The organism is Vibrio algicola, from assembly GCF_009601765.2.
Taxonomy (GTDB): domain Bacteria; phylum Pseudomonadota; class Gammaproteobacteria; order Enterobacterales; family Vibrionaceae; genus Vibrio; species Vibrio algicola.
The window spans coordinates 1,427,305-1,450,378 of sequence record NZ_CP045699.1; the positions used below are offsets into that span (position 1 = coordinate 1,427,305).

General features: G+C 42.5%; 17 protein-coding genes, 5 tRNA genes and 2 pseudogenes. 5 read left to right on the forward strand and 19 right to left on the reverse strand.

The window, feature by feature from the left end:
* Nucleotide 1: 1 nt before the first annotated feature.
* A pseudogene (locus tag GFB47_RS06570) lies at nucleotides 2-672 on the reverse strand (transposase).
* 81 nt (nucleotides 673-753) lie between these two features.
* Here GFB47_RS06570 and GFB47_RS06575 point away from each other — a divergent pair.
* Nucleotides 754-1,191 (forward strand): annotated as a pseudogene (locus tag GFB47_RS06575) (arsenic resistance protein); the annotation flags it as partial.
* A gap of 105 nt (nucleotides 1,192-1,296) precedes the next feature.
* On the opposite strand, the gene kdsB reads toward GFB47_RS06575, so the two are convergent.
* The 5 genes from kdsB to GFB47_RS06600 are packed head-to-tail and all read right to left on the reverse strand — an operon-like array spanning nucleotide 1,297 to nucleotide 7,398.
* Nucleotides 1,297-2,049: a 3-deoxy-manno-octulosonate cytidylyltransferase gene (gene kdsB, locus GFB47_RS06580; RefSeq protein WP_153447258.1), complete on the reverse strand. Its 753-nt coding sequence runs from the start codon at nucleotides 2,047-2,049 to the stop codon at nucleotides 1,297-1,299.
* On the reverse strand, nucleotides 2,049-2,228 hold the full coding sequence (locus GFB47_RS06585; protein WP_153447259.1) for a Trm112 family protein: 180 nt from the start codon (nucleotides 2,226-2,228) through the stop codon (nucleotides 2,049-2,051). Before GFB47_RS06585 ends, kdsB begins: the two co-directional genes overlap by 1 nt.
* Complete coding sequence (gene lpxK / locus GFB47_RS06590) at nucleotides 2,218-3,216, reverse strand: tetraacyldisaccharide 4'-kinase (RefSeq protein WP_153447260.1); 999 nt, start codon at nucleotides 3,214-3,216, stop codon at nucleotides 2,218-2,220. Before lpxK ends, GFB47_RS06585 begins: the two co-directional genes overlap by 11 nt.
* Nucleotides 3,217-3,258: 42 nt before the next feature.
* On the reverse strand, nucleotides 3,259-5,025 hold the full coding sequence (gene msbA / locus GFB47_RS06595; RefSeq protein WP_153447261.1) for a lipid A ABC transporter ATP-binding protein/permease MsbA: 1,767 nt from the start codon (nucleotides 5,023-5,025) through the stop codon (nucleotides 3,259-3,261).
* Nucleotides 5,026-5,055: 30 nt separating this feature from the next.
* Nucleotides 5,056-7,398, reverse strand: coding sequence for a DNA internalization-related competence protein ComEC/Rec2 (locus tag GFB47_RS06600; RefSeq protein WP_153447262.1), 2,343 nt, complete (start codon nucleotides 7,396-7,398; stop codon nucleotides 5,056-5,058).
* An 8-nt stretch (nucleotides 7,399-7,406) separates the two neighbouring features.
* On the opposite strand from GFB47_RS06600, the gene GFB47_RS06605 reads away from it, so the two are divergent.
* On the forward strand, nucleotides 7,407-7,916 hold the full coding sequence (locus tag GFB47_RS06605) for a DUF2062 domain-containing protein (RefSeq protein WP_153447263.1): 510 nt from the start codon (nucleotides 7,407-7,409) through the stop codon (nucleotides 7,914-7,916).
* Nucleotides 7,917-8,232: 316 nt separating this feature from the next.
* Here the strand turns inward: GFB47_RS06605 and lolE are convergent, their stop codons facing one another.
* The 3 genes from lolE to lolC form a co-directional block, all read right to left on the reverse strand.
* Nucleotides 8,233-9,489: a lipoprotein-releasing ABC transporter permease subunit LolE gene (gene lolE, locus GFB47_RS06610; protein WP_194704530.1), complete on the reverse strand. Its 1,257-nt coding sequence runs from the start codon at nucleotides 9,487-9,489 to the stop codon at nucleotides 8,233-8,235.
* Between the two features lie 2 nt (nucleotides 9,490-9,491).
* Nucleotides 9,492-10,265, reverse strand: a complete 774-nt coding sequence (lolD, locus tag GFB47_RS06615) for a lipoprotein-releasing ABC transporter ATP-binding protein LolD (RefSeq protein WP_153447265.1) — start codon at nucleotides 10,263-10,265, stop codon at nucleotides 9,492-9,494.
* A gap of 67 nt (nucleotides 10,266-10,332) precedes the next feature.
* Nucleotides 10,333-11,544 (reverse strand): lipoprotein-releasing ABC transporter permease subunit LolC, encoded by a 1,212-nt coding sequence (lolC, locus tag GFB47_RS06620; protein ID WP_153447266.1) that lies wholly within the window; start codon nucleotides 11,542-11,544, stop codon nucleotides 10,333-10,335.
* A gap of 431 nt (nucleotides 11,545-11,975) precedes the next feature.
* Here lolC and mfd point away from each other — a divergent pair, with 431 nt between their 5' ends.
* From mfd to GFB47_RS06635, 3 genes are all read left to right on the forward strand, one after another.
* Nucleotides 11,976-15,482 carry a transcription-repair coupling factor gene (gene mfd, locus GFB47_RS06625; protein ID WP_178306457.1) on the forward strand — a complete coding sequence of 1,169 codons (3,507 nt, stop codon included), beginning with the start codon at nucleotides 11,976-11,978 and terminating at the stop codon, nucleotides 15,480-15,482.
* 65 nt (nucleotides 15,483-15,547) lie between these two features.
* Nucleotides 15,548-16,312, forward strand: a complete 765-nt coding sequence (locus GFB47_RS06630; protein ID WP_153447267.1) for a peptidoglycan binding protein CsiV — start codon at nucleotides 15,548-15,550, stop codon at nucleotides 16,310-16,312.
* 66 nt (nucleotides 16,313-16,378) lie between these two features.
* On the forward strand, nucleotides 16,379-16,915 hold the full coding sequence (locus GFB47_RS06635) for a GNAT family N-acetyltransferase (RefSeq protein WP_153448171.1): 537 nt from the start codon (nucleotides 16,379-16,381) through the stop codon (nucleotides 16,913-16,915).
* Between the two features lie 102 nt (nucleotides 16,916-17,017).
* On the opposite strand, the gene GFB47_RS06640 is transcribed toward GFB47_RS06635, so the two are convergent.
* The 10 genes from GFB47_RS06640 to lpoB form a co-directional block, all read right to left on the reverse strand.
* Nucleotides 17,018-17,091, reverse strand: a tRNA-Cys gene (locus tag GFB47_RS06640).
* Between the two features lie 184 nt (nucleotides 17,092-17,275).
* Nucleotides 17,276-17,351 (reverse strand) — tRNA-Gly (locus GFB47_RS06645).
* Between the two features lie 31 nt (nucleotides 17,352-17,382).
* Nucleotides 17,383-17,469: transfer RNA gene (locus tag GFB47_RS06650), tRNA-Leu, on the reverse strand.
* 188 nt (nucleotides 17,470-17,657) lie between these two features.
* Nucleotides 17,658-17,733: transfer RNA gene (locus GFB47_RS06655), tRNA-Gly, on the reverse strand.
* A gap of 26 nt (nucleotides 17,734-17,759) precedes the next feature.
* Nucleotides 17,760-17,833, reverse strand: a tRNA-Cys gene (locus tag GFB47_RS06660).
* A gap of 475 nt (nucleotides 17,834-18,308) precedes the next feature.
* Nucleotides 18,309-18,584 carry a hypothetical protein gene (locus GFB47_RS06665; RefSeq protein WP_153447268.1) on the reverse strand — a complete coding sequence of 92 codons (276 nt, stop codon included), beginning with the start codon at nucleotides 18,582-18,584 and terminating at the stop codon, nucleotides 18,309-18,311.
* A gap of 547 nt (nucleotides 18,585-19,131) precedes the next feature.
* Nucleotides 19,132-20,421 carry an NAD(P)/FAD-dependent oxidoreductase gene (locus GFB47_RS06670; RefSeq protein WP_153447269.1) on the reverse strand — a complete coding sequence of 430 codons (1,290 nt, stop codon included), beginning with the start codon at nucleotides 20,419-20,421 and terminating at the stop codon, nucleotides 19,132-19,134.
* A gap of 402 nt (nucleotides 20,422-20,823) precedes the next feature.
* Nucleotides 20,824-21,363 (reverse strand): alpha/beta hydrolase YcfP, encoded by a 540-nt coding sequence (ycfP, locus tag GFB47_RS06675; protein ID WP_153447270.1) that lies wholly within the window; start codon nucleotides 21,361-21,363, stop codon nucleotides 20,824-20,826.
* Nucleotides 21,364-21,532: 169 nt separating this feature from the next.
* Entirely contained in the window at nucleotides 21,533-22,429 is an 897-nt protein-coding gene (locus tag GFB47_RS06680; RefSeq protein ID WP_178306458.1) for a phosphotransferase, read from the reverse strand.
* Between the two features lie 43 nt (nucleotides 22,430-22,472).
* Nucleotides 22,473-23,063 (reverse strand): penicillin-binding protein activator LpoB, encoded by a 591-nt coding sequence (gene lpoB / locus GFB47_RS06685; RefSeq protein WP_153447272.1) that lies wholly within the window; start codon nucleotides 23,061-23,063, stop codon nucleotides 22,473-22,475.
* Nucleotides 23,064-23,074 lie beyond the last annotated feature (11 nt).

Sequence of the window (23,074 nt, forward strand, 5' to 3'; positions counted from 1 at the left end):
TTCAATCAATTCGGTAAGTTTTAGGCATACCTAGCCCTGTTAGTTTATTTAAAGCTTTGATCATTGCGTAAGCTTCTCCAACTTGGGCATTATAATTTCTTAAGCTGAGTGTTCCGCCCAATAGCTTTTTCACTCGATGCATTGCCGTTTCTGAAATTGACCTTTTATGATACCCAAACCGTGTTTTCCACTGCTTATTAGAACCATAAAACTGTTGAAACCCGACGGATAAATTTCGCGGATGTCCCTTTTCCCAAAAGACTGCACCAAGTCTTGGGGGCACAAGTGGGGTGGCTTTTTTGATACGAAGGCTTCATAGCATTGTCGAGTATCGTGCCACGAGCTTTCGTTTTGAATGAGACTTCAACCTCTTTAGCCCTACGACTAATACAAGAATAATGGGGGCAAGTGAGCGGGACATTAGCAATGTTGAAATACAGAATCAATAAATCCCTGCAATGCCCTTAAGGGCATTGAAAATATACGTTTTACCATAAGCGCTGTTGTTATTGCTAAATCACTGAAAATACGAGGTCTACCACGCACCCCTTGTTTAGCTTCTTTCCATTCTTGGATAGCTTCTTCATCAATCCAGAAAGTCAGTGAACCACGTTTAATCAGTGATTGATTATATAACTTCCAGTTTTTGGTCTTATAACGAGGTTTTGGTATGAATATCGATGGTTTAGTGGGGAGTAAACGATCTGATCGTCAGTTTCACATTTAGTTCCATCGAATTACGCAACAAAGCCCCGTAAATGGCTTGTCGCCGCGAAAGGAGAACAATGGTATACCCAAGTATTTATTCCGCGCATTTCACCCATTACGCTTATTGCGTTGCTGGCGACCATCGTATTGATGTTTAGCCTAAAAGGCGAAATGATGTTTGAATTACCAATGGATGTGGTTTTAATTGCGATTCCGTTGACGATTTATTTTGTAGTGATGTTCTTTAGCAGTTTCTTTATTGGTAAAAAGCTCGGTATCGATTTTGATAAAAATGCCTCTATCGCCTATACCGAGACCGGTAATAACTTTGAATTGGCCATTGCGGTATCGATTGCCGTGTTTGGGATTAATTCTGACCAAGCATTTGCGGGTGTAATTGGACCACTAATTGAAGTCCCAGTACTGTTCTTCTTGGTTAACATGGTATTGAAAATGAAGCAAAACTACCGCGTAAATAAATAATAGCAACACAAAAAAGCTCAGTTCTTATCTTCTTTCAACGAGAAAGAGAATACCGAACTGAGCTTTTTTATTGCTTAAATACCGTACAACAACGAGCGCTCACACTTACCTTTGTGCAATGATCTGTCGCACCACTTCCAAATCTTCTGGAGTATCAACCCCTGCTGCTGGCGCTTCTTTTGCCACTGCAACATGAATTTTCTCACCATACCAAAGCACGCGCAGTTGCTCTAATGATTCAATCTGTTCAAGCGCACTTGGCTGCCAACCAATGTAAGTATTAATAAAGCCAGCACGATAAGCGTAAATTCCGATATGGCGCATTAATGGATGGACAATCGTTTTAGGCTCGGTTGCCCACGCATCACGATCCCATGGAATAGAGGCGCGGCTAAAATACAAAGCATAACCATTTTGATCGGTCACCACTTTGACTGCATTGGGGTTAAACACTTCACTTTCATGATCAATTTCAACCGCTAATGTTGCCATTGGCGTAATGCTATTGGCTAAATTATGCGCCACCTGCTTAATAATGCTTGGCGGGATCAAAGGTTCGTCACCTTGCACATTGACGATAATATGATCATCGGCAATCGCCATTTTTTCGATCACTTCGGCTAAACGTTCCGTGCCGGATTGATGATCGGGCGAGGTCATACACACTTCACCACCAAAACTCTCCACCACCGATTTAATCCGTGCATCATCAGTTGCCACAATCACACGCTCAGCGCCAGATTGCATTGCCTGATCGTACACCCATTGCACCATAGGTTTTCCGCCAATATCGGCTAGAGGCTTACCCGGCAAGCGCGAAGATTGATAGCGAGAAGGAATAACAACCGTAAAAGACATTATCGACCCTCGTCCATTCCCATCTTACGAGCTTCCACTTCAAGCATCATAGGAATGCCATCTTTAATCGGGTAAGCAAGACGATCAAACTTACAAATCAGTTCTTGTTTCTCTTTATCCAGTACCACTTTGCCTTTACACACAGGGCACGCCACAATCTCAAGTAATCTATGATCCATAACCGCTTTTTACCTTAATAATTTTTTGAATAATATGTTGTTTGTTCTGGTCGCTGATCTTGGCAGACACCGGCAAGTACCACCAATTATCTTGGGCAAACTGGTGACATTTTACCGCATCTTTTTCAGTCATAATGAGGTGATCGCCTTGTTTTGCCAGTGCATCAAGTTCAGCTTGTTCGAAATCTTGATGGTCGGCAAAACCTTGGGTCTTGATCACCGCAGCGTTAAGCTCGCTCAGGGTATTAAAAAATCGAGGAGGATGACCAATACCAGCAAAAGCAACCAAACGCGTTAAGTCACTGACCGATTTTTTATCACCGGTTTTTAAATTGATGGCCATGCTAGGTTGCAAACTCATTTCAATTTCTTGATTTTGCGCTTGACCACCATTCGTTATCAAAAAGTCCACTTGCGATAAACGCTCTAAGCCTTCGCGCAAAGGACCAAATGGGATAAATTGTTGATTGCCAAAACGTCTTTGACCATCAATAACAATAAATTCAATATCACGTTGCAAGGCATAATGCTGCAAACCATCATCGGTCACAATAATATCGACCCCTTGCGCTTCCAATGCTTGTACTGCTTGGCTGCGAATAGGATCGACCACCACCGCCACTCCCGTGCGACGCTTGATCAGTAAAGGCTCATCACCCGATTGTGCGGGAGTTGACTCTTGCTGCACCATAAAGGGATACTGCGGCGCTTTACCGCCATAACCACGTGACACCACGCCCGGTTTAAAGCCTAATTCGAGCAGCGTTTCCACCAGCCAAATCACAACCGGCGTTTTACCATTACCACCGGCGGTAATGTTTCCCACGACAATCACGGGCACTTTAGCGCGGTAACTGGCTTTCGCATTGGATTGATATTGCTGACGACGACGTTCGCTTATCCATTTAAATACACGACTTAATGGCCACAAAAGCGGTGACAACAGCCAACCCAGCCAATGGCGCTCAAACCAAATTTTTTCGATCATCTTATGCGCCATCCATTCGCTAAATTGCCATGCCGGCGTTTATTATTCACCAAATTGAATACGGTGTAATTGAGCATAAGCACCATTTTTTTCAATCAATTGCGCATGATCACCACGTTCAATAATTTCACCTTCATCCACCACTAAGATCTCATCAGCACTTTCAATGGTCGATAAACGGTGCGCGATCACCAATACCGTTTTATTCTTTTGCAGTTCATCCAGCGCAGCTTGAATCGCACGCTCGGACTCTGTATCCAGCGCAGAAGTCGCTTCATCTAAAATAAGCACAGGCGAGTCGCGCAATAACGCACGCGCAATGGCTAAACGTTGACGTTGACCACCAGAAAGGCTAACTCCATTTTCACCGATCATGGTATCAAAACCGTTATCCATCGCTTCGATAAATTCGGTTGCATGCGCTAGGGTTGCGGCATGCTTAATCTGCTCGATGCTGTATTGATCTTGCGCGGCATAAGCAATGTTATGAGCAATAGTGTCATTAAATAAATGCACATTTTGTGAAACCAAAGCAAACTGAGTGCGCAAATTAGACAAGGTATAATCACGCAATTCAGTATTATCTAAGAAAATTTCACCTTCATTGACATCATAAAAACGGGTAAATAAATTGGCGATGGTACTTTTACCCGAGCCCGAACGCCCCACCAATGCCACTGTTTTACCGGCGGGTAGATCAAAGCTGACATTACGCAGCGCCGGCGTATCTTTGGTTGGGTAGCAGAACGTCACATCTTTAACTTTAATGTCACCCACCGCTTTTGGTTTTTCAAATTTACCGTTATCGACTTCTGCTTGCATCTCCATCAGACCAAATAAAGTCTGACAAGCTGCCATACCTTTTTGGAAATCAGACGTTACGTTGGTTAAAGATTTTAATGGACGCATTAAGGCAAACATGGCCGAGAAAATCACAGAGAAAGTACCAGGAGTTAGCTGATCTTTAATCGAATCAATACTGGCAAGATATAACACCACGACGAGTGCAATAGAGGCAATCACTTGAATGATTGGGTTGGCGGCGGCTTGCGCTGACACCATTTTCATTGATTGCTGACGCATGTTGTTACTGACTTTATCAAAACGTTCTTTTTCAACGCTTTGGCCGCCATAGCTTAAGACAACTTTATGACCTTTTAACATTTGCTCGGCAGATGACGTCACGTTACCCATCATGTTCTGCATGTTTTTACTGATCTTACGAAAACGCTTCGAAACAATACCAATCGCCCACGCCACCACGGGCGCGACAGCAATTAATACTAGCGATAACTGCCAGCTGTTATAAAACATTAAGAACAACAAACCGATAATACTGGCGCCTTCACGCACAATACTGACCAGTGCTTTACTGGTGGCCGAGGCGACTTGCTCAGAATCATAAGTAATGCGCGATAATAATGAACCGGTTGATTCTTTATCGAAATAGCTGACTGGCATTTGCATAAAATGATTAAACAATCTGCGACGCATTTGCATCACCACGTTGCCCGATACCCAACTTAAGCAATAAGTCGACACAAAGCCGCTCAAGCCACGCACAATCATCATGCCCATAACAATAAATGGCAGGATCTTTAAGAAATTGGAATCTGCTTTACCAAAACCCTCATCGAGCAGCGGTTTCAATAATGACACCATGTAAGTATCACTGGCGGCATTAATCACCAGTGCAATACTTGCCACAATCAAACCGGCTTTATAAATGCTGACCATCGGCCATAATTTTTTAAAGGTTTGGAAAGTCGTTTCATCGTTTTGTAATGGCGCGTCTTTTTTCTTAGTCATATCGGCTTATAATTTATTAGACAATTACTGTCATTCTAACCCCTTACGCACAATCTGCCTATACCAAGGCGAATATTGCTGCTGTCTTAATGAGCGAACAGACCAATTGTTGGCATTAAAACGCAAACTTATCTGTCCTTGTTCACCTGTATCGAGCCATTTTGCCGCGAGTTTTTGATATTGCTGCTTCACTAAAGCATTGGGTAAACCCCATTGATTATTGCGTGCCAAAGAGGCAATCGCGATCTCGGGATTCACTTGTTGCACAAAAGAAGCGGTTGACGACGTTTTACTGCCATGATGCGGCACAATCATTACGTCTGATTTTAATTTTGAATGCCAAGGATAGTGTTTTCTTGCCATGATCATTTCAGCAATCGCGTCGATATCTCCGGTTAATAACACGCTATATTGACCATCGGTTATTTGGATCACACAAGAATGAGGATTGTAGGCTCGATTCACTAAACGAGGCGGCCAAATCGCATTAAAAGTTAGGTCTTTCCACTGCCAAACTTCTCCTGCCACACAAGGTAAATATCCGGTTAATTGTTGACTACTTCGTTGCCATTTGGGTTGAAGTTGTTGCTCGATAATATCGCGTCCACCCGCATGATCGGAATCAAAATGACTGACAATAAAACCGTCTAATTGACTTATGCCTTGTTGTCGCAATATAGGAAGAATGACCGATTGCGCCATACTGCCGCCCTGCCATTTATTACCGGTATCATATAATAACCATTTATCTTGCTGACCAATCAAAATCGCCAGACCTTGTCCAACATCTAAGATTTCCACTTGCCATTTAGGGGCTGGCCGCGTCCCAAAGTAGGCGGCAACAAACAACACCATAAATACCACTGCGCTACGGTACCAACCACAATAGTGGCTCATCAGCAGAGACATCATCAAAATTAATGCGCCGTAAGCCCAGAGTTCTGATACCAGCAGCCAACTTCCTTGTACCCACTGCATTACCATTATTACCCACGACAGGCTCCAATCGGCCCATTGCCATAAGGATGTTCCCCACTGCAACGGCACGCCAACTTCGACTAAAGCACTCATCACTAGCGCCATAAAAATGAGCGGAACAGTACATAAACTGACCCAAGGTATGATCACAATATTAACCATTGGCGATACCCAACTAAAACCGCCAAAAATAAATATCGTGATCGCCATTAAACCAATAAATAAACCACATTGGAGCAGCGCGATATTGATCATTTTGACTGCCCATACATAGCGAGTACTCTGAGCTTTGAGCCAAAACCACGAACAGAGATAAATTACGATCACAGCGCTAAAAGACAACCAAAAACTGGCGAGTAAAACCGCAAAAGGTTGGATAATAAGAATGATGGCTAAAGAATACAGCAGCACTTGCCATAACGACCAATGTGCGTGTAAGAAATGACGTAATAAAAAACATAAACCAAAAATAAAAGCTCGCTCGGTTGGCAATGAAAAACCGGCTAAATAGGCATAACTGCCAGCGCAACAAATTGCAAAAAGGTAAGGAATAACTGCCGCTAAACGATCAAAGCGGCTCAACATCAGCATGATACTCATCACTCGCTTGCCGAGCCACCAGCCAATAAAAAATGCCAGCCCGATATGCAAACCTGAGATCGCCATTAAATGGGATAAACCGCTATCTCTTAACCATTGCCAATCTTGCGTAGACATTAACGAGCGATCACCAAAACTTAATGCTAATAAATAAGGCTGACTCGCCAAATCTGTAATCATTGATTTCACACGTTTATGCAGCGTATTACGCAGTAATCCGCTATCTTTAAGCCGCTTATTTTCGGCGTGACTCGCATCCACAACCGCTTTGGCATGCCAACCATTCGCAACGTAATACTGTTCACTATCAAAGCCCGCTTGATTTAAACGTCCTATAATAGGTTTAACCTTTAGTTTAAATTGCCACTGCTCTCCAAGCTGTGGACTCGAATTAATCATTAAACTGGTAGGAGTTTGCGGTAAAAATACGTTAATCTTAGGCGATGACCACCACGCGAGTTGTTGCTGATTAATTTGCTCGACACGAAGAATTAGCCTGCCACCATGTTCTTGTGGTTTAAAAAAGTCGGTAATCTGACCTTTTATGCTAATATTCTCACCGCTTTGAAACAGTGTGTGTGTCATTAAACTAAAGTAATTTGCTTGCAGTACCACAATCAAGCAACCGAGAATGATGCCACGCCCCCACTTAAACGAGTGGACGAGGCTGATAATGATAAAAAGAAACACAATAGGCACTAGCCAGAATCCTGTCGGCATCCATGGCCACAACGCGCCACTTGCGACAGTGAGAATAAAACAGAGCCAATTCCAATTGCGATTAATATGAGCCATCCTGACTTATGCCAAAAAAATTAATTAAACGTTTCATGCCCGATCATGAAACGATCAAACGCCAAAAAGCCTTAAAGATATTTGGCAATGTATTGTATAACCCAAACTTATGGTGTTTGAATCGTCGCTCCGCTGCCGGTGCGTTTGCGGTTGGACTGTTTATTGCTTTTGTCCCTTTGCCAAGCCAAATGATCATGGCTGCCGGCGCTGCTATTATGTGTGGGGTTAATCTGCCACTCTCGGTCGCTTTAGTTTGGATCAGTAATCCGCTGACTATGCCGATATTATTTTATTTTGCTTATCGAATTGGCACTTGGATCATCCACACCCCGCCGCAAAGTTTTCATTTTGAATTATCGTGGAGCTTTTTTGTTGAACAAATCCACACTATTGGGCCACCGTTATTACTAGGTTGTTTTGTTTGTGGCGCGGTATTGTCATTTGTTGGTTACTTCGGCATTAAAGGCTTATGGCGTTATTCGGTGGTGCGCAGTTGGCAAAAGCGACGTTTACGCTAACTCGGGTACCCACACGCATGTATACCGCAATCCAACATCCGATATCAGTGTAGTCTGCCGCTCAACAATAAATTGAAAACATAAAAAAAAGTGCTATCCAGTTAACGTTCTTAATGAACCAAACTGATAGCACTCTTTTTTTGAGACAAAGACGGAACTAAGTCATTCCAATTCCATTTAATATTTGATCAATTTGAATACGCTGTCCCATCCTTGGGCGCTTGATAAAGCACGTCCATGGCCTTTGATACTTTTCTGCGTATCCTGCCTTAATAGATCATTGCATCTTGGAATTGTTATTAGATAATTCTTATCACTATTTCGCACTCAGCACTGTCGCAGGATTAAGATTACTGGCGCGCGAAGCGGGATACCAAGTCGCTAATAAACTTAATGTTATCGCGGTGCCGGAAACCAACATCACATCTGACCACACTACCTGTGATGGTAAGAAATCGATAAAATAGATATCACCCGATAAGAACTGATGGCCAAGTAAGCTTTCTAAGCCTTTGATCAATGGCGTTAAGTTCAATGCCACCAATACCCCAAACACACTGCCAACAATACTGCCCAACACGCCAGATAACACGCCATACCAAATAAAGATCCGCTTTATCAAACCGTCACTGGCACCCATGGTGCGCAAAATCGCAATATCCGAAGCGCGATCTTTAACAGCCATCATCAAGGTTGAGACAATATTAAAACTCGCCACCCCAATCACTAACACCATCACCAGATACATAATACTGCGCACCATTAAAATATCGTGATGCAAAAAGCCGTATTTTTCTTTCCAGCTTTTTAAATAAGCGTAAACCGGCAGTTGACTACCTACTTGGCGCACAATGGTATCAGCGTTAAAGACATCATCAACTTTTAACGACACACCCGTGACACCGTCACCTATTTTCATGTATTGCTGACCATCTTGTAACGGCACCATCACCAAACCATGGTCAATTTGTCCACCCAGGTTGAGTAATCCTGCCACGGTGAGACGAACTCTTTTAGGCGTGCTTAATTGAGCCACACTGCCGCCTCTTTGCTGAACATGAGTGGGCGGGATCAACACTGAAACCGAATCCCCCACTTTCACTTTAAGTTGATCGGCAACACCTTTGCCTAAAATGATTTGCTTTTGATCTGGGCGAAAGTTTTGCCATGCATTGCCTTCAACATAGCGAGACAGTTGAGATACTGCGCGCTCATAATCGGCATCTACTGCACGCACTTCTACCGCTTTTAATTTACTTCCACGCTCAACTAACGCCGTAAAACGCACATAAGGCGCGGCGGCTTTCACTTGTTTATTTTTAGTGGCAATGTTGACCACCTGCTGCCAATCCTCGATAGGACCTCGCACTCCTTCAATTTCAGCTTGAGGGATCACCGACAATACTCGATTTTCTAATTCGCGCTCAAAGCCATTCATGGCCGATAAACCAATGATGATCACGGCAACGCCAACTGCAATGCCTAAGGTTGACGACAATGAGATGAATGACACTAACTTATTACGCTCTTTAGCGCGGCTAAATTTTCGGCCAATAAAAAGAGATAACAACATGGTTATTCACCTACCGTAGTCGAAACGAGATCGCTTACAGCACTATTCCTTGCTGCATTATTGATTGGAGAGTGCCAATCTAAAATGCCATCTTGCATGGTAAATTGTTTGTCCATTTTTTGCGCCAGATCGTTATCATGAGTCACCACCAAAAACGCAGTGCCAAAATCTTGATTTAACTGGCGCATCAAATCATAAATGCCCAAGGCAGTATTTTGATCTAGGTTACCGGTTGGTTCATCCGCCAACACCAAATCTGGTTTATTAACTAACGCACGCGCTATCGCCACACGTTGTCTTTCCCCACCCGATAACTCTGAAGGTCGATGTTCTAATCGATGAGCTAAGCCGACTTTTTCTAATACTTCGGTGGCCATCTGTTTCGCTTGCACCGGTTTAATGCCACCAATCAATAAAGGCATCGACACATTTTCCAGCGCGGTAAAATCGGCGAGCAAATGGTGGAACTGATACACAAAGCCAATATGCTGATTGCGTAACTTAGCTTGTTTGTTGGCAGAAAGGCGGAGTAAAGATTGATCTAATAAGGTCACATCGCCTTGGCTTGCGTTGTCTAACGCGCCTAAGATATGCAATAAAGTACTTTTTCCCGAGCCCGATGACCCGACAATTGCCAAGAAATCGGCTTGATGAATTTCAAGACTCACACCTTTAAGCACTTCAGTCTCAAGGCTACCTTCTTTGTAGGTTTTGCAGATATTACTGCAACTTAACAAAGGACTGCTTAATAAAGGGCTACTGACTAACGGTTTCATAATGACTACTCTATTTTTTAACAGCTACTTAAACTCAGCAGCATGACGATAAGTATCGACAAGGTTTTTATTCGTAACGTAACGCTTCAGCCGGTTTGACTGACGCTGCGCGATAAGAAGGAAATAAGGTGGCTAACAAACTCAGCATGATCGCCATAAAGATCACCAGTCCAATTTGCATCGGTTCGATAACGACGGGCAGCAGCATGCCACCGCCAAAGAGAGATAAACCGACCGTGTTCATCACTTGATTGAGGTGTGACGCCAATAGTGTACCAAGAGCGCCACCAACCAACGCGCCGATCACACCGCTGCTCGCCCCTTGCACCATAAAAATGGCGAGAATTTTATGATTAGTCATGCCTTGTGTTTTTAGGATCGCGACTTCAGATTGCTTCTCCATCACCACCATGATCAAGGCTGAGATAATGTTAAATGCTGCCACTGCGATGATCAGCCCTAACATTAAACCCATCATATTTTTTTCCATTCTCACCGCTTGAAATAATTCTCCGCGCTGCTCGCGCCAATCAGACCAATGCCAACCAGTCGGTAACGGTTTTTGGGCTAAATCTGACACAATAAACGGGTCATCAAAAAATAAACGCCAGCCTGAAATAGTATTAGGAGAATAACGCAGCAAACGGCCTGCATCTTCAATATTGGTCACCATCAACATCGCATCGACATCAGAGCCGGTATTAAAAATTCCTGCCACGGTAAAGTTACGTTGGCTCGGTATACGGCCTAACGGGGTAAATTGACTGGCTTCAGTGACCATCAAGCGGACTTTATCGCCCAAAGTAACATTTAAGGTTCTGGCTAGGGTATGACCGAGAAAAACGCGATAAGTACCCGATTGCAATTCTGAGATCTGCCCCATCATCATGCGCTCGGCGATCGGATCGGATGACTTAGGTTCAATCCCAACCATCAATCCCGCACTTAAACGCGAAGCACTTTGAATAATCGCTTCACTGCGCACCACTGGCGAGATCTGTTCAACATTGGGGATTTTGCTTAAAAATGCGGGCGGTTTCTGGGAATCAAACTGGGTTTTACCATCGGCTTGACTCACCACTGCTTGTGGTAATACGCCAAGGATTTTTTGTTTTAACTGCCCTTCAAAGCCATTCATAACCGACAAGACCGTGACTAAAGACAACACGCCGATAGAAATCCCAGCGGTGGACATATAAGACACAAAACGGCTGAATTTATCACCGGAACGACCTCGTAAATAACGTAATCCAATAAAGGCCGAGACAGGATGAAACATGAGAAAAGATCCTACAAACAAGAAAGAAAACAAAGAATAACGATTGTGACATGGATTTACCAATATTCGATAACTCAAACGTCACTTTTTGGTCATTTTGAATGTTTTATTGTCAATTAAGCGTATTTGATGCATTTCGATTGACCGATAACCAAATGATTGAGGAGAGATTAACCAGACAACGATGAAAGGTAAAATGTGGCGAAAGCACAAAGTGGCCACTTCTGCTATTGCTATTGCTATTGCTATTGCCACTTCAACTAAACTTGGCAAGAAAATAACCTCAATTTGTTGGATATACTTGATTAGTTACGCCACATGACGATAATCAAATGATTATTCAAGCCAGATATTTATTCTGGTTCGACCTAAATCAAAAAAGCCCAATCAAAATTATGACTAAGACTTCGTCAAACTCTGCTATTGGCTCCATGGCTTTAGTAAATATCCCAATGCCAACCAAAGCGGGAGATAAAAAACACCTAGGCCAATTGGTCGGTGGCGCGCTGGCATTATCCATCGCCAAATACACTCAACAGCATTCAGGCGTCACCTTATTAGCGGTTCCCGATCACCAAATGGCGATCAAACTGCAACACGAAGTCGGCCAATTTACTCAACAATCGGTGTCGCTATTTCCTGATTGGGAAACCTTGCCATACGATAATTTCTCGCCACACCAAGATATTATTTCCGATCGTATTGCTCAACTGTATCAATTGCCAACTCAGCAACAAGGCTTATTGATCATCCCAATTAGTACCCTATTGCAACGCCAATCTCCGCAAGAATATTTGCTACAAAGTACCTTAATGGTCAAAAATGGCGATTTATATTCGCTAGAAAAGCTGCGCCTGCAATTAGAAAAGTCTGGTTATCGTCATGTGGATCAGGTCTTTGCTCCGGGCGAATATGCCCATCGTGGTTCGATCATCGATTTATTCCCAATGGGTTGTGATAATCCTTACCGGATTGATTTTTTCGATGATGAGATCGACAGCATTCGCACCTTCGATGCCGAATCACAGCGCACCATTGAAGATATTAATGAGATCCGTTTACTGCCCGCGCATGAATTTCCAACTACAGAAAGCGCAATTGAAGATTTCCGTATTCGCTGGCGTCAACGTTTTGAAGCTCGTCGTGAACCTGAATCTGTCTATATGCAGGTATCAAAAGCGACTTGGCCGGGTGGTATTGAGTACTGGCAGCCTTTGTTTTTTGATCACACTGACTCCCTATTCGACTACCTGCCCGATAACACCTTATTGCTGACTATCGGTGATTTGGAAGCGCAGATCGATACCTTTTTGACCGATGTCGATTATCGCTATGATCAACGCAAAGTCGACCCATTACGTCCATTACTTGAACCGCATGAGTTATGGCTGAAAAAAGATGAGCTATTTGGCCATTTCAAAGCCATGCCGCAAGTCACGCTGAGCATTGAAGCGTTGCAAGAAAAAACCGGACGGGTGAATGCCAATGTCAGCGCCCTGCCGAATTTACATGCGCAACATCAGTTAAAAGAGCCGTTAGCAGAGCTGCGTAAATTTTTAGAGCATTATTTGTCTGAAAATAATGATTTATCACAAAATGCCACTGCAAAAGTGATTTTTTCGGTCGAATCGGAAGGTCGTCGCGAAGCGTTAAACGAGCTACTGAAAAGCAGTAAAGTTCGCCCGAAAGCCGCCAAATCACTCGAAGATGCTTTGACCAATAAAGACACCTATTGTTTAGTACTAGGCTCGACTGAGCACGGTTTTATTCATCAATCCAGCGATGCTAGCCTACCAAACTTTGCCTTTATTTGTGAAAGCGACGTATTAGGCGATCGGGTGATCCAACGCCGCAAAAAAGATCGTAAAGCGGTCAATAGCGATACCGTGATCCGCCATTTGGCTGAACTAAAATCGGGCCAACCTGTGGTGCATCTTGATCATGGTATTGGCCGTTATATTGGGCTGCAAACCCTTGAAGCCGGCGGGATGTTGACTGAATACGTCACCTTAGAATATTTAAACAATGCCAAGTTGTACGTGCCCGTTTCATCGCTTAATTTGATCAGCCGTTACTCTGGCGGCGCAGAAGAAACCGCCCCATTGCATAAATTAGGCAGTGACGCGTGGAACAAAGCCCGTACACGCGCCGCTGAAAAAGTACGTGATGTTGCCGCCGAACTATTGGATATTTACGCCAAACGAGAAATCAAAAAAGGCTTTAAATTTCTTCAAGACCGCGAACAATACGCCAACTTTAAAGCCACCTTCCCGTTTGATGAAACCGATGATCAAGATATGGCGATTAACGCCGTCTTGTCGGATATGTGCCAAGCTAAAGCGATGGACCGACTGGTGTGTGGTGATGTAGGTTTTGGTAAAACAGAAGTTGCCATGCGCGCCACATTCCTAGCGGTGGATAACAACAAACAAGTGGCGGTATTAGTTCCGACCACCTTGTTAGCACAGCAGCATTTTGAAAACTTCCGTGACCGCTTTGCCAATCTCCCAGTACGTGTGGAAGTGTTATCGCGCTTTAAATCAGCCAAAGAGCAAAAGCAGATCTTAGCGGATCTGGCTGAAGGCAAAGTCGACATTATCATCGGCACGCATAAACTGCTGCAAGATGATATCAAGTTTGGTGATTTAGGTTTATTAGTAGTGGATGAAGAGCATCGCTTTGGGGTGCGTCAAAAAGAAAAAATGAAAGCAATGCGCGCCGATGTCGATATTTTGACCTTAACCGCCACCCCAATTCCAAGAACCTTAAATATGGCGATGAGCGGTATGCGTGATCTGTCCATCATCGCCACCCCGCCAGCTCGTCGTTTAGCGATTAAAACTTTTGTTCGTCAAAATGATGACGCGGTGATCCGTGAGGCGGTTCTACGCGAAGTCATGCGTGGTGGCCAAGTGTATTTCTTACACAATCAAGTGGATACCATAGATAAAGTGGCCGAAGATCTGGCCAAATTGATCCCTGAAGCGCGTGTGACTACCGCTCATGGGCAAATGCGAGAGCGTGAACTAGAAGGCATAATGAATGATTTCTACCATCAGCGTTTTAATCTCTTAGTCTGTACCACCATCATTGAAACCGGTATCGATGTCCCAACCGCCAACACCATCATTATGGATCGGGCCGATAAACTGGGCCTTGCTCAATTGCATCAACTCCGTGGTCGTGTCGGTCGTTCTCATCATCAAGCCTACGCTTATTTACTCACCCCTCATCCTAAAGCATTAAGCAAAGATGCGGTGAAGCGTTTGGATGCGATTGCTTCTCTTGAAGATCTTGGGGCAGGCTTTACTTTGGCCACACACGATCTGGAAATTCGTGGCGCGGGTGAATTATTGGGTGACGATCAAAGTGGTCAAATTCAATCGGTGGGTTTTTCTTTGTATATGGAAATGCTCGAACAAGCGGTCGAAGCCTTAAAACAAGGCAAAGAATTGTCATTAGATGAACTTTTACGCCAACAAACTGAGGTAGAATTGCGCCTACCAGCTTTACTGCCCGATGATTATATTCCTGACATCAATACGCGTTTATCCATGTATAAGCGTATTGCCAGTGTGAACAACGAAAATGAATTGGCTGAAATGAAAGTAGAACTGATTGACCGTTTTGGTACACTACCCGATGCGACGAAAAATTTACTGGTGATCGGCGAAATGAAATTGCAAGCCGCGCAGATAAAAGCGAAAAAAATTGAAGGTCATGAAAAAGGCGGTTACATCGAGTTTTCACCAACTGCGGATATTAACCCACTATTTTTGGTCAAATTGCTGCAATCCGAACCAAAAAAATATGGTATGGAAGGCCCAACAAAGTTCAAGTTTACTGTACCATTAGCAGATAGACGTGACCGTATCGCTTTTATAAATGATTTATTAATGCAGTTTAAGCAAAACCAACTGCCTAAAGCACAAAAATAAACAATAATTATTAAATTAACAAAGATACTCTTATTTTCAGGCGTATCTTTTATAACGGAGCAACAATGAAAAAGCTGATCCTACTTCTATTGGTTTTTGTTTCAGTACCAACCTTTGCACGATCATTTGATATCGAAGTGATTATTTTTAAACGCAATGTTGAGCCATCACAAGTGAATGAAGCATGGCCAAGTTCGATTGAGCCTATCGACTTTGATCGTTCATTTTCTTACCGTGACAAAAAGATGATGTCATCTAATGGCGCTTTTTTACTTCCAAGTGGCTACTATCGCCTAAATAAACAATATCAAGCATTAGATCGTCACGCCGGTTTTAAACCATTAGTGCACGTTGCATGGCGTCAAACCGACCGTGGACCTAGCCGTGCACCAATCTTCCATATTCAAGCTGGACAAGATTTTTCTGGCACCTTTGCTAATGACGGACGCTCTTTGTCTCAAATTAAAGATGAGTCACCAGACGGCACCGTGCCACCAGCCCTTGCCAAAGGTCCGGTTAACGAACTTGATGGAACCATGCAAGTCTACGTTCAGCATTACTTATATGTTAAAACCAACTTAGATTTAAAGATCCCAGGCCAACATGAAGTAGTGCTACAAGATGCCGTCACCGATACCGCTTCTGATGATAACGACGATGATGCAGAAGTTCAGGTCGGCAATCTTGAACCGATTAAACCTAAGACTGAAGTAAAAGATTTCTTAAACAGCTACCGCATGCAGCAAAAACGCCAAATGCGCAGTGGTGAGACGCACTACCTTGATAATCCATATTTAGGTATGATAATCAAAGTAAGCAAAGCAAGATAATCTCGCTAAGAGGCTCTGATGAGCCTCTTTTTTTATGCCAAGACAACACGTTTTAATATCCAGATCATGACTCCAGACTTCTCACTTAGCACTGCACGCCTGACTTTAAGATTGATTGATATTCAACAAGCTAACCTTTTCGCCACTGCCATTCAAAGCTCTGCGTCTTTGTATCCTTGGCTTGATTGGTGTCATGCTGATTTCAGCTTGCATGAAGCGCAAAAATTCTTAACCTGCACCCGATTAAACTGGGTAAAAAACCTCGCGTATGGCTTTGGCATCTTTGATAAAGAAACCGACCAGTTTATTGGTATGGCAGCATTAACCGACCAAAGAGTAGGGTTTAACCTTGGTAGTCTCGGCTATTGGGTGTGTGATAATTTTCAACAGTGTGGTTATGCCAAAGAAGCCATGCAAGCTTTAATCCAGTTCTGCTTTGAGCAATTAAAACTGACGCGTTTAGAATTGATTTGCGATCCTGAGAACACCGTCAGCCATAAACTAGCACTCGCCTGTGGAGCGCTAGATGAAGGAATAGCAAGAAATCGATACATATTCCAAGGAAAACCCAAAGACGCTCTTGTCTTCGCTATCGTGCCTTAAAACAGCCGTCTCAAAATCGAACGATTTTATACCGACGTAAAAAAGCCCTAACATTGCTGTTAGGACTTTTTTGCAATAATTTTCAAGCATTTTACAGAATAATGGAGGCGCCTCCCGGAGTCGAACCGAGGTCCACGGATTTGCAATCCGCTGCATAGCCACTCTGCCAAGGCGCCATTATTTTTTACTCACCATGATAATTTGATCATAGTGTTTGAATTAAAAAGCCCTAACATAACTGTTAGGGCTTAGTTATTTGGAGCGACACACGAGGCTCCCGATCTTCAAGGTTTAAGGCGTGACCTCAACCTTGGCAAGGTTTCTCATATGCCATATCACCGTGTAAATGTGATATTAATTTGGAGCGACACACGAGGCTCGAACTCGTGACCTCAACCTTGGCAAGGTTGCGCTCTACCAGCTGAGCTAGTGTCGCGTTGCTGTATTGCTACAGACTTTTTAATAGATGGTGCCCCGGGCCGGACTTGAACCGGCACAGCGCGAACGCCGAGGGATTTTAAATCCCTTGTGTCTACCAATTCCACCACCAGGGCACGCAATTCTTATTGCGATGCGCCTAACTGAAAAGTTAAGACACCATCTTGATACTGAACTCACATTCAATATCGCAAATTTTTGGAGCGACACACGAGGCTCCCGATCTTCAAGGCTTAAGGCGTGACCTCAACCTTGGCAAGGTTTCTCATGTATCATAACACTGCATTGCAATGTTATTTGAATTTGGAGCGACACACGAGGCTCGAACTCGTGACCTCAACCTTGGCAAGGTTGCGCTCTACCAGCTGAGCTAGTGTCGCGTTCCGTTGTAACTCATCAAAGTAATTGGAGGCGCCTCCCGGAGTCGAACCGAGGTCCACGGATTTGCAATCCGCTGCATAGCCACTCTGCCAAGGCGCCTTACCTTGTAGATTCCCTTTTCACAGCCTCTAAGACCGTGTGAAGTTCCTCTTGAGTACGGGGTGGCATTTTACGGATTCCGACAGGTACGTCAACACTATTTTTTAATTTTTAATTCGTTTGCCGACTTTATAAACAAAAACCGTTAATTTGGTCAAATTTCTAGCAAAAACGAGGTGTTAACAGCTTATAATATGAAAATTATATTGCTTTGCTTCCAACATCTTTCTGCTTAAAAACAGGTTAAACACGAATTCTAGCGTTTTCCCTACCTCTTAGCTCACCGTGTAATCCTAGTACTACACTTATTATCTGTATCCAAGCATATCGATTCAGCTCTGGTTATCAATATCTAACATGCTTTTTTAGCTATCACTCTTTAACACAAACATTCACACGGAAAACAGGTCATTTCCCCTAAAGCAGAAGATGACCAATTTGAGTTGCGAGTAAGCCTTTAGTGAGCAATAAATATCTACCTAAATACAGATAAGGTTTTTATTCGCCCATCAAGATATTTTTCAGGAATAATTTCTGGGGGATGTGCAAACCACACTTCTTTTATCCCTCCCGAGCGAGAAACGGACTTAATTCGTAGTTTTTTGATGTTATAATTTTCCATCAACTCGCAAGCTAATATATCAGGATCGAAATTTTCTGTATCACACATTCCAATATAGATATCTTTATTGATGATTTCCTTTGGATGCAAAACATAACAACCGAACACTTTATGATCGAATATAAACATTTCACACTTGTTGCCAAAATTACCGCCAATCTCAATTTTTTAAACTTGGCCTTATAAATAGTGCCATTTAATTTTATTTTTATTGCCGGCTTTCCCTCATCCCAGTAATAGTAACCTGTGCCATCACCTGTTATTTCGATATTTTCCCATTTAGGTTCTTTTGATTCGACTATATCATCCTGAGATGTACACGCTGTCAATCCTATTAACATCGCTAACAATAGCATTACTCTCTCTAGCTTCATCCTTGTTTTTACTCCATTTTATCATATCACCCTTAATTTAAACGCAATGACACTACCGAAATTAAAACAATTTATCAACATTCAATTTACTTTACCTTTACATTTGCGACGAGGGACTTTTTAACTATTACAGTCGCGATAAACTCATTGCTTTTTATAAAACGGTAACTATTCCATCGACAATCCATATCAAAAAATAAAAGTCACAATTAAAAAAGGGGGATCTGCGTAATTCACAGATCCCCCTAACTTATTAATCAAATATATGATTAGATATTTTATAATGAAGCTTAGTTTAACATTTAGTGCAATTTCAGGTTTGGTCTTAATACCCGGTTAATACGGCCAACTAGCATCATTAAGCCGGTTTTAAAGCAACCATGTAATGCCACCAAGTGCATCCGATATAATGAAATATAGACAACACGAGCAATACGCCCTTCTATCATCATCGAGCCTTTAGTTAAGTTGCCCATTAAACTGCCTACCGTCGAAAAGCGGCTCAATGAGACTAATGAGCCATGATCTTTATACACGTAATCTTTAAGATCATGGTCGTTAATTTTAGCTACGATATTATTGTAAGCTCGACTGGCCATTTGATGGGCAGCTTGCGCGCGTGGCGGCACAAAAGATCCATCGGCTTGCTGACAAGAGGCTAAATCGCCAATGACAAACACATTTTCATCACGTGTGGCTTGCAGAGTAGACTTAACAACCAATTGATTAATGCGGTTTGTTTCAAGCCCTGCGATATCTTTCATAAAGTCAGGCGCTTTTATCCCTGCTGCCCACACCATTAACTGAGCAGGAATATGCTCACCATCTTTAGTGGTTAAACCATGTTGATCCGCTTGAGTGACCATAGTCTGAGTGCGAACATTAACCCCTAGCTTCACCAGTTCGTTATGTGCTGCGCCCGATATACGCGTGGGTAATGCAGGTAAAATTCGCTCACCCGCTTCAAGCAAATTAATGTTTAATTTACTAGAATCAAGGTCTTCAAAGCCGTAGGTATGTAATTCTTTAATGGCATTATGCAGTTCTGCTGAAAGTTCAACGCCGGTTGCGCCGCCCCCTACAATCGCAATATCAACTTTGCCTTCACCATGATGTGCATGCAATTTTAAAAACAAATTGTTCATTTCTTTACGGAAAAGATGCGCTTGTTCTGGGCTATCCAAGAAAATGCAGTGGTCACGTACACCTGGGGTATTAAAGTCGTTAGAGGTTGAACCAATCGCCAACACTAAAATATCGTATTCAATTTCTCGACTTGGAATTAATAATTCATCGTGTTCGTCACGAATTTCACTCAATGTGATTTTTTTACTATCACGATCGATAGCATTGAGGCTGCCCATTTGAAAATCGAAATGATGATTTTTTGCATGCGCACGGTAGCTTAATGCATCCACACCTTCATCTAACGAACCCGTGGCAACTTCATGCAATAATGGCTTCCAAAGGTGGCTGGTTTTACGGTCGACCAATGTAACTTCAGCACGACGTTTACGTCCTAATGTACGACCTAGCTTTGTCGCTAACTCTAAACCACCAGCGCCTCCACCAACAACTACAATCCGCGTCATTTGACACTCCTAAATGATAATAATAAAACAGGCTTGTTTGGCATTAATCGATTATCTCGGTAACCGACAAATGCCAATCCAATAAATTTGGGTCTTTCAATACTAAAAAGGAGTATTCCAGTCTACAGTCTTCATCTTGTTTCGCCATTTTGCTTTCGATAACAGCAGCAACATAACGATAAGTAAAGAACCTATAACTGAGAAAGAAAATGGGTCGTATTGATTGATATAGATCGTTATTTTATTAAGTTATCATAGTAAACATCAAAAATTTGATCTGGCTCATTATATCCACACAAAAATTAGGATCAATAAAAAAGGAGGAAATCGGTATGAATAATATGGCAGAAACAAAAAAAGAGCCAATGCCAGCTCTTTTTTTGTACGAAAACAGATGATTTTCTATTTTGCTTTGAAGTTTTTTATTTGTTGTAGGTGCTGTGAGATTTTTTTAAATTTATGCCCTTCTTTCTCATCCCATACGATAGTGTAATACGGAGAAAGCGCTTCATTGGTTAGATTACTATCACGAATATCATCGGTTTTAGACAAAATCACCAAACAGTTGTCTTTGTTTTTACTTCGGAATTCACTGATGCATTTAGTGGCAATATCAGTATATTCTTCAGGGCGATCTATTCGTCCTTGCATGTTATCTTCTGGTGACAAGTTGGGATTAAAAATCACTTGCTTAATATTGCATAAATAGCCAATGCGTTCCGACCAGTATCCACCTAAGCCTACACCACAGATCAATGGCGCATCATCCTTGCTTTCTTCAACCAATTTAGACACTTCTTTTAGTAAGTGCTGCATATCGTGTTTTGGATGTTGGGTGCTGTAATTTACAAATCGCACATCGCTATCAATAAATTGAAGTTGCAGTACTTTTTCGTGGTTTCCCGGGCTTGTACTGTCGAAGCCATGTAAATAAATTATCATTGAACCATCCTCAGTTCTTGAATGCGCACTTTCCTTTAATCACTTCAATCTACCATGATTATTAAGGTTTTAAACGGCTGATTGTGTATTTATTTTTCTATAAAGTAATAAAAAGTGATCTGTGTTGCTTGTTTGGTTTAAACGACAACCTAAAACTACTCGCCCAAACTCAATAACCATCTAATTCTAATTGATGATTCAATATTTTAATCGCATCTTTATCCGATTGTCTAGCATGAAGATTAAGTGCAAGTTGATGCCATAACATTGCCATAAAGCGTAAATACGGTATCCATTGATTGACTAAATTAAACCACTGCTTTTTATCGATATCTTGATGACTTGCATAGCTTTCAACACTTTTTAGTACATCAAACTGCCCCGCCAATACGCTTGTGGCTAAATCGACTATCGGGGTTGAAAGTGCAGCGTATTCCCAATCAATTACCACCACGCTCGAATCTGGCTGTTGGATCATATTATAGATCCCTAAATCAAAATGGCATAAACACTGTGGTGCGAACGCTAAGCTCCGCGCGTATAAAACATTCACTTTAGAAGAGAAATAGTCTAATCGTTGTCGCTGGAGTGATGTGTGCTGATGTGGCGGAAGTTGTTGCCAATAACCTTCAATACAGGCTTGATAATCAAATGTATTAATTGAGGCTAAATAAGATGCATCAGGGATTGAATAGAGATGTAGTTTGGCTAACGAGTGCATAACATGACGCTGCGATTCATCGTGGCTAGCGCAGTTTAGATTTTCACCCTCTACCCATTCAAGTAATAACCCTTGCTCGAGTAAACACTCCACTTTCGGAGAGAATGTGGCAGCTTGCAACGCGTGTAATATCTGGTATTCATCGGTACGGTTTAACGACAGTTGTGCGGTAGAGGCTGAGTAAGGTCGCCATACAAAGTGTTTGCCGCAATCGGTGGTTATTTTCCAGCATTGATTGGTTAAACCACCGGTCAGAGCTATCGCGCTCACCGGTGGTTTGGTCAGATGTTGCAGTAGCGCGCTTAAATTTGGCTCTTGTTTAAGCGCTTGTTGCCAACTATTCATAACCATGTCTATCGACAACTTCTGACATCTTTAAGCACTGACATTACATGCCAAAGAAGCTTTTAGACTCTTGCTTACGGATTTCGGTTTCATCCGCCCATTCAATCAGACCGGTTTTCAAGTCCATTAAACGCATGGTCATTTTGTAGTAAACATCTTTGTCGCTGCCGGCTTCTTTTACAATGCTAGACAGATTGCCGTACAGCATGTATTGCGCACCGACCATTTGACCGAACTTGATCGCGCTGCTTTGGTCTACAAGTTGATCATTATTTTGGAAGTTCAGTTGCTTACGCACGGTTTCCACTTTATCCATATCAACAAAACGGAATTTACCCGAGTTTAGCATTTTAGTACTGACCGAATCGGTAACAGATTCTGTATCAATATGCTCACTGGTTTTGTTTTTAATGTTATCGACAAACACAATCGGACGGCTGTCTTTGGTGATCGCGGCAACCGAGCCTGACGCTAACATGCTATCGACCATTTCATTGGCGATTTTTTGTAGATCGGTTGAACCGAAATCGACCGTAGTGGTTTCTGCTGCATTGGCATCACCATATTCTACTTTATTCGCACAACCGCCTAACACGACCGCTAGACTTAATAATACTATGGTACTTTTTTTCATTACAAACTTCC

Coding starts and splice junctions, on each gene's coding strand:
- kdsB (WP_153447258.1), bottom strand. CDS start 2,049: ATGTCTTTTACGGTTGTTATTCCTTCTCGCTATCAATCTTCGCGCTTG.
- GFB47_RS06585 (WP_153447259.1), bottom strand. CDS start 2,228: ATGGATCATAGATTACTTGAGATTGTGGCGTGCCCTGTGTGTAAAGGC.
- lpxK (WP_153447260.1), bottom strand. CDS start 3,216: ATGATCGAAAAAATTTGGTTTGAGCGCCATTGGCTGGGTTGGCTGTTG.
- msbA (WP_153447261.1), bottom strand. CDS start 5,025: ATGACTAAGAAAAAAGACGCGCCATTACAAAACGATGAAACGACTTTC.
- GFB47_RS06600 (WP_153447262.1), bottom strand. CDS start 7,398: ATGGCTCATATTAATCGCAATTGGAATTGGCTCTGTTTTATTCTCACT.
- GFB47_RS06605 (WP_153447263.1), top strand. CDS start 7,407: ATGCCAAAAAAATTAATTAAACGTTTCATGCCCGATCATGAAACGATC.
- lolE (WP_194704530.1), bottom strand. CDS start 9,489: ATGTTGTTATCTCTTTTTATTGGCCGAAAATTTAGCCGCGCTAAAGAG.
- lolD (WP_153447265.1), bottom strand. CDS start 10,265: ATGAAACCGTTAGTCAGTAGCCCTTTATTAAGCAGTCCTTTGTTAAGT.
- lolC (WP_153447266.1), bottom strand. CDS start 11,544: ATGTTTCATCCTGTCTCGGCCTTTATTGGATTACGTTATTTACGAGGT.
- mfd (WP_178306457.1), top strand. CDS start 11,976: ATGGCTTTAGTAAATATCCCAATGCCAACCAAAGCGGGAGATAAAAAA.
- GFB47_RS06630 (WP_153447267.1), top strand. CDS start 15,548: ATGAAAAAGCTGATCCTACTTCTATTGGTTTTTGTTTCAGTACCAACC.
- GFB47_RS06635 (WP_153448171.1), top strand. CDS start 16,379: ATGACTCCAGACTTCTCACTTAGCACTGCACGCCTGACTTTAAGATTG.
- GFB47_RS06665 (WP_153447268.1), bottom strand. CDS start 18,584: ATGTTTATATTCGATCATAAAGTGTTCGGTTGTTATGTTTTGCATCCA.
- GFB47_RS06670 (WP_153447269.1), bottom strand. CDS start 20,421: ATGACGCGGATTGTAGTTGTTGGTGGAGGCGCTGGTGGTTTAGAGTTA.
- ycfP (WP_153447270.1), bottom strand. CDS start 21,363: ATGATAATTTATTTACATGGCTTCGACAGTACAAGCCCGGGAAACCAC.
- GFB47_RS06680 (WP_178306458.1), bottom strand. CDS start 22,429: ATGAATAGTTGGCAACAAGCGCTTAAACAAGAGCCAAATTTAAGCGCG.
- lpoB (WP_153447272.1), bottom strand. CDS start 23,063: ATGAAAAAAAGTACCATAGTATTATTAAGTCTAGCGGTCGTGTTAGGC.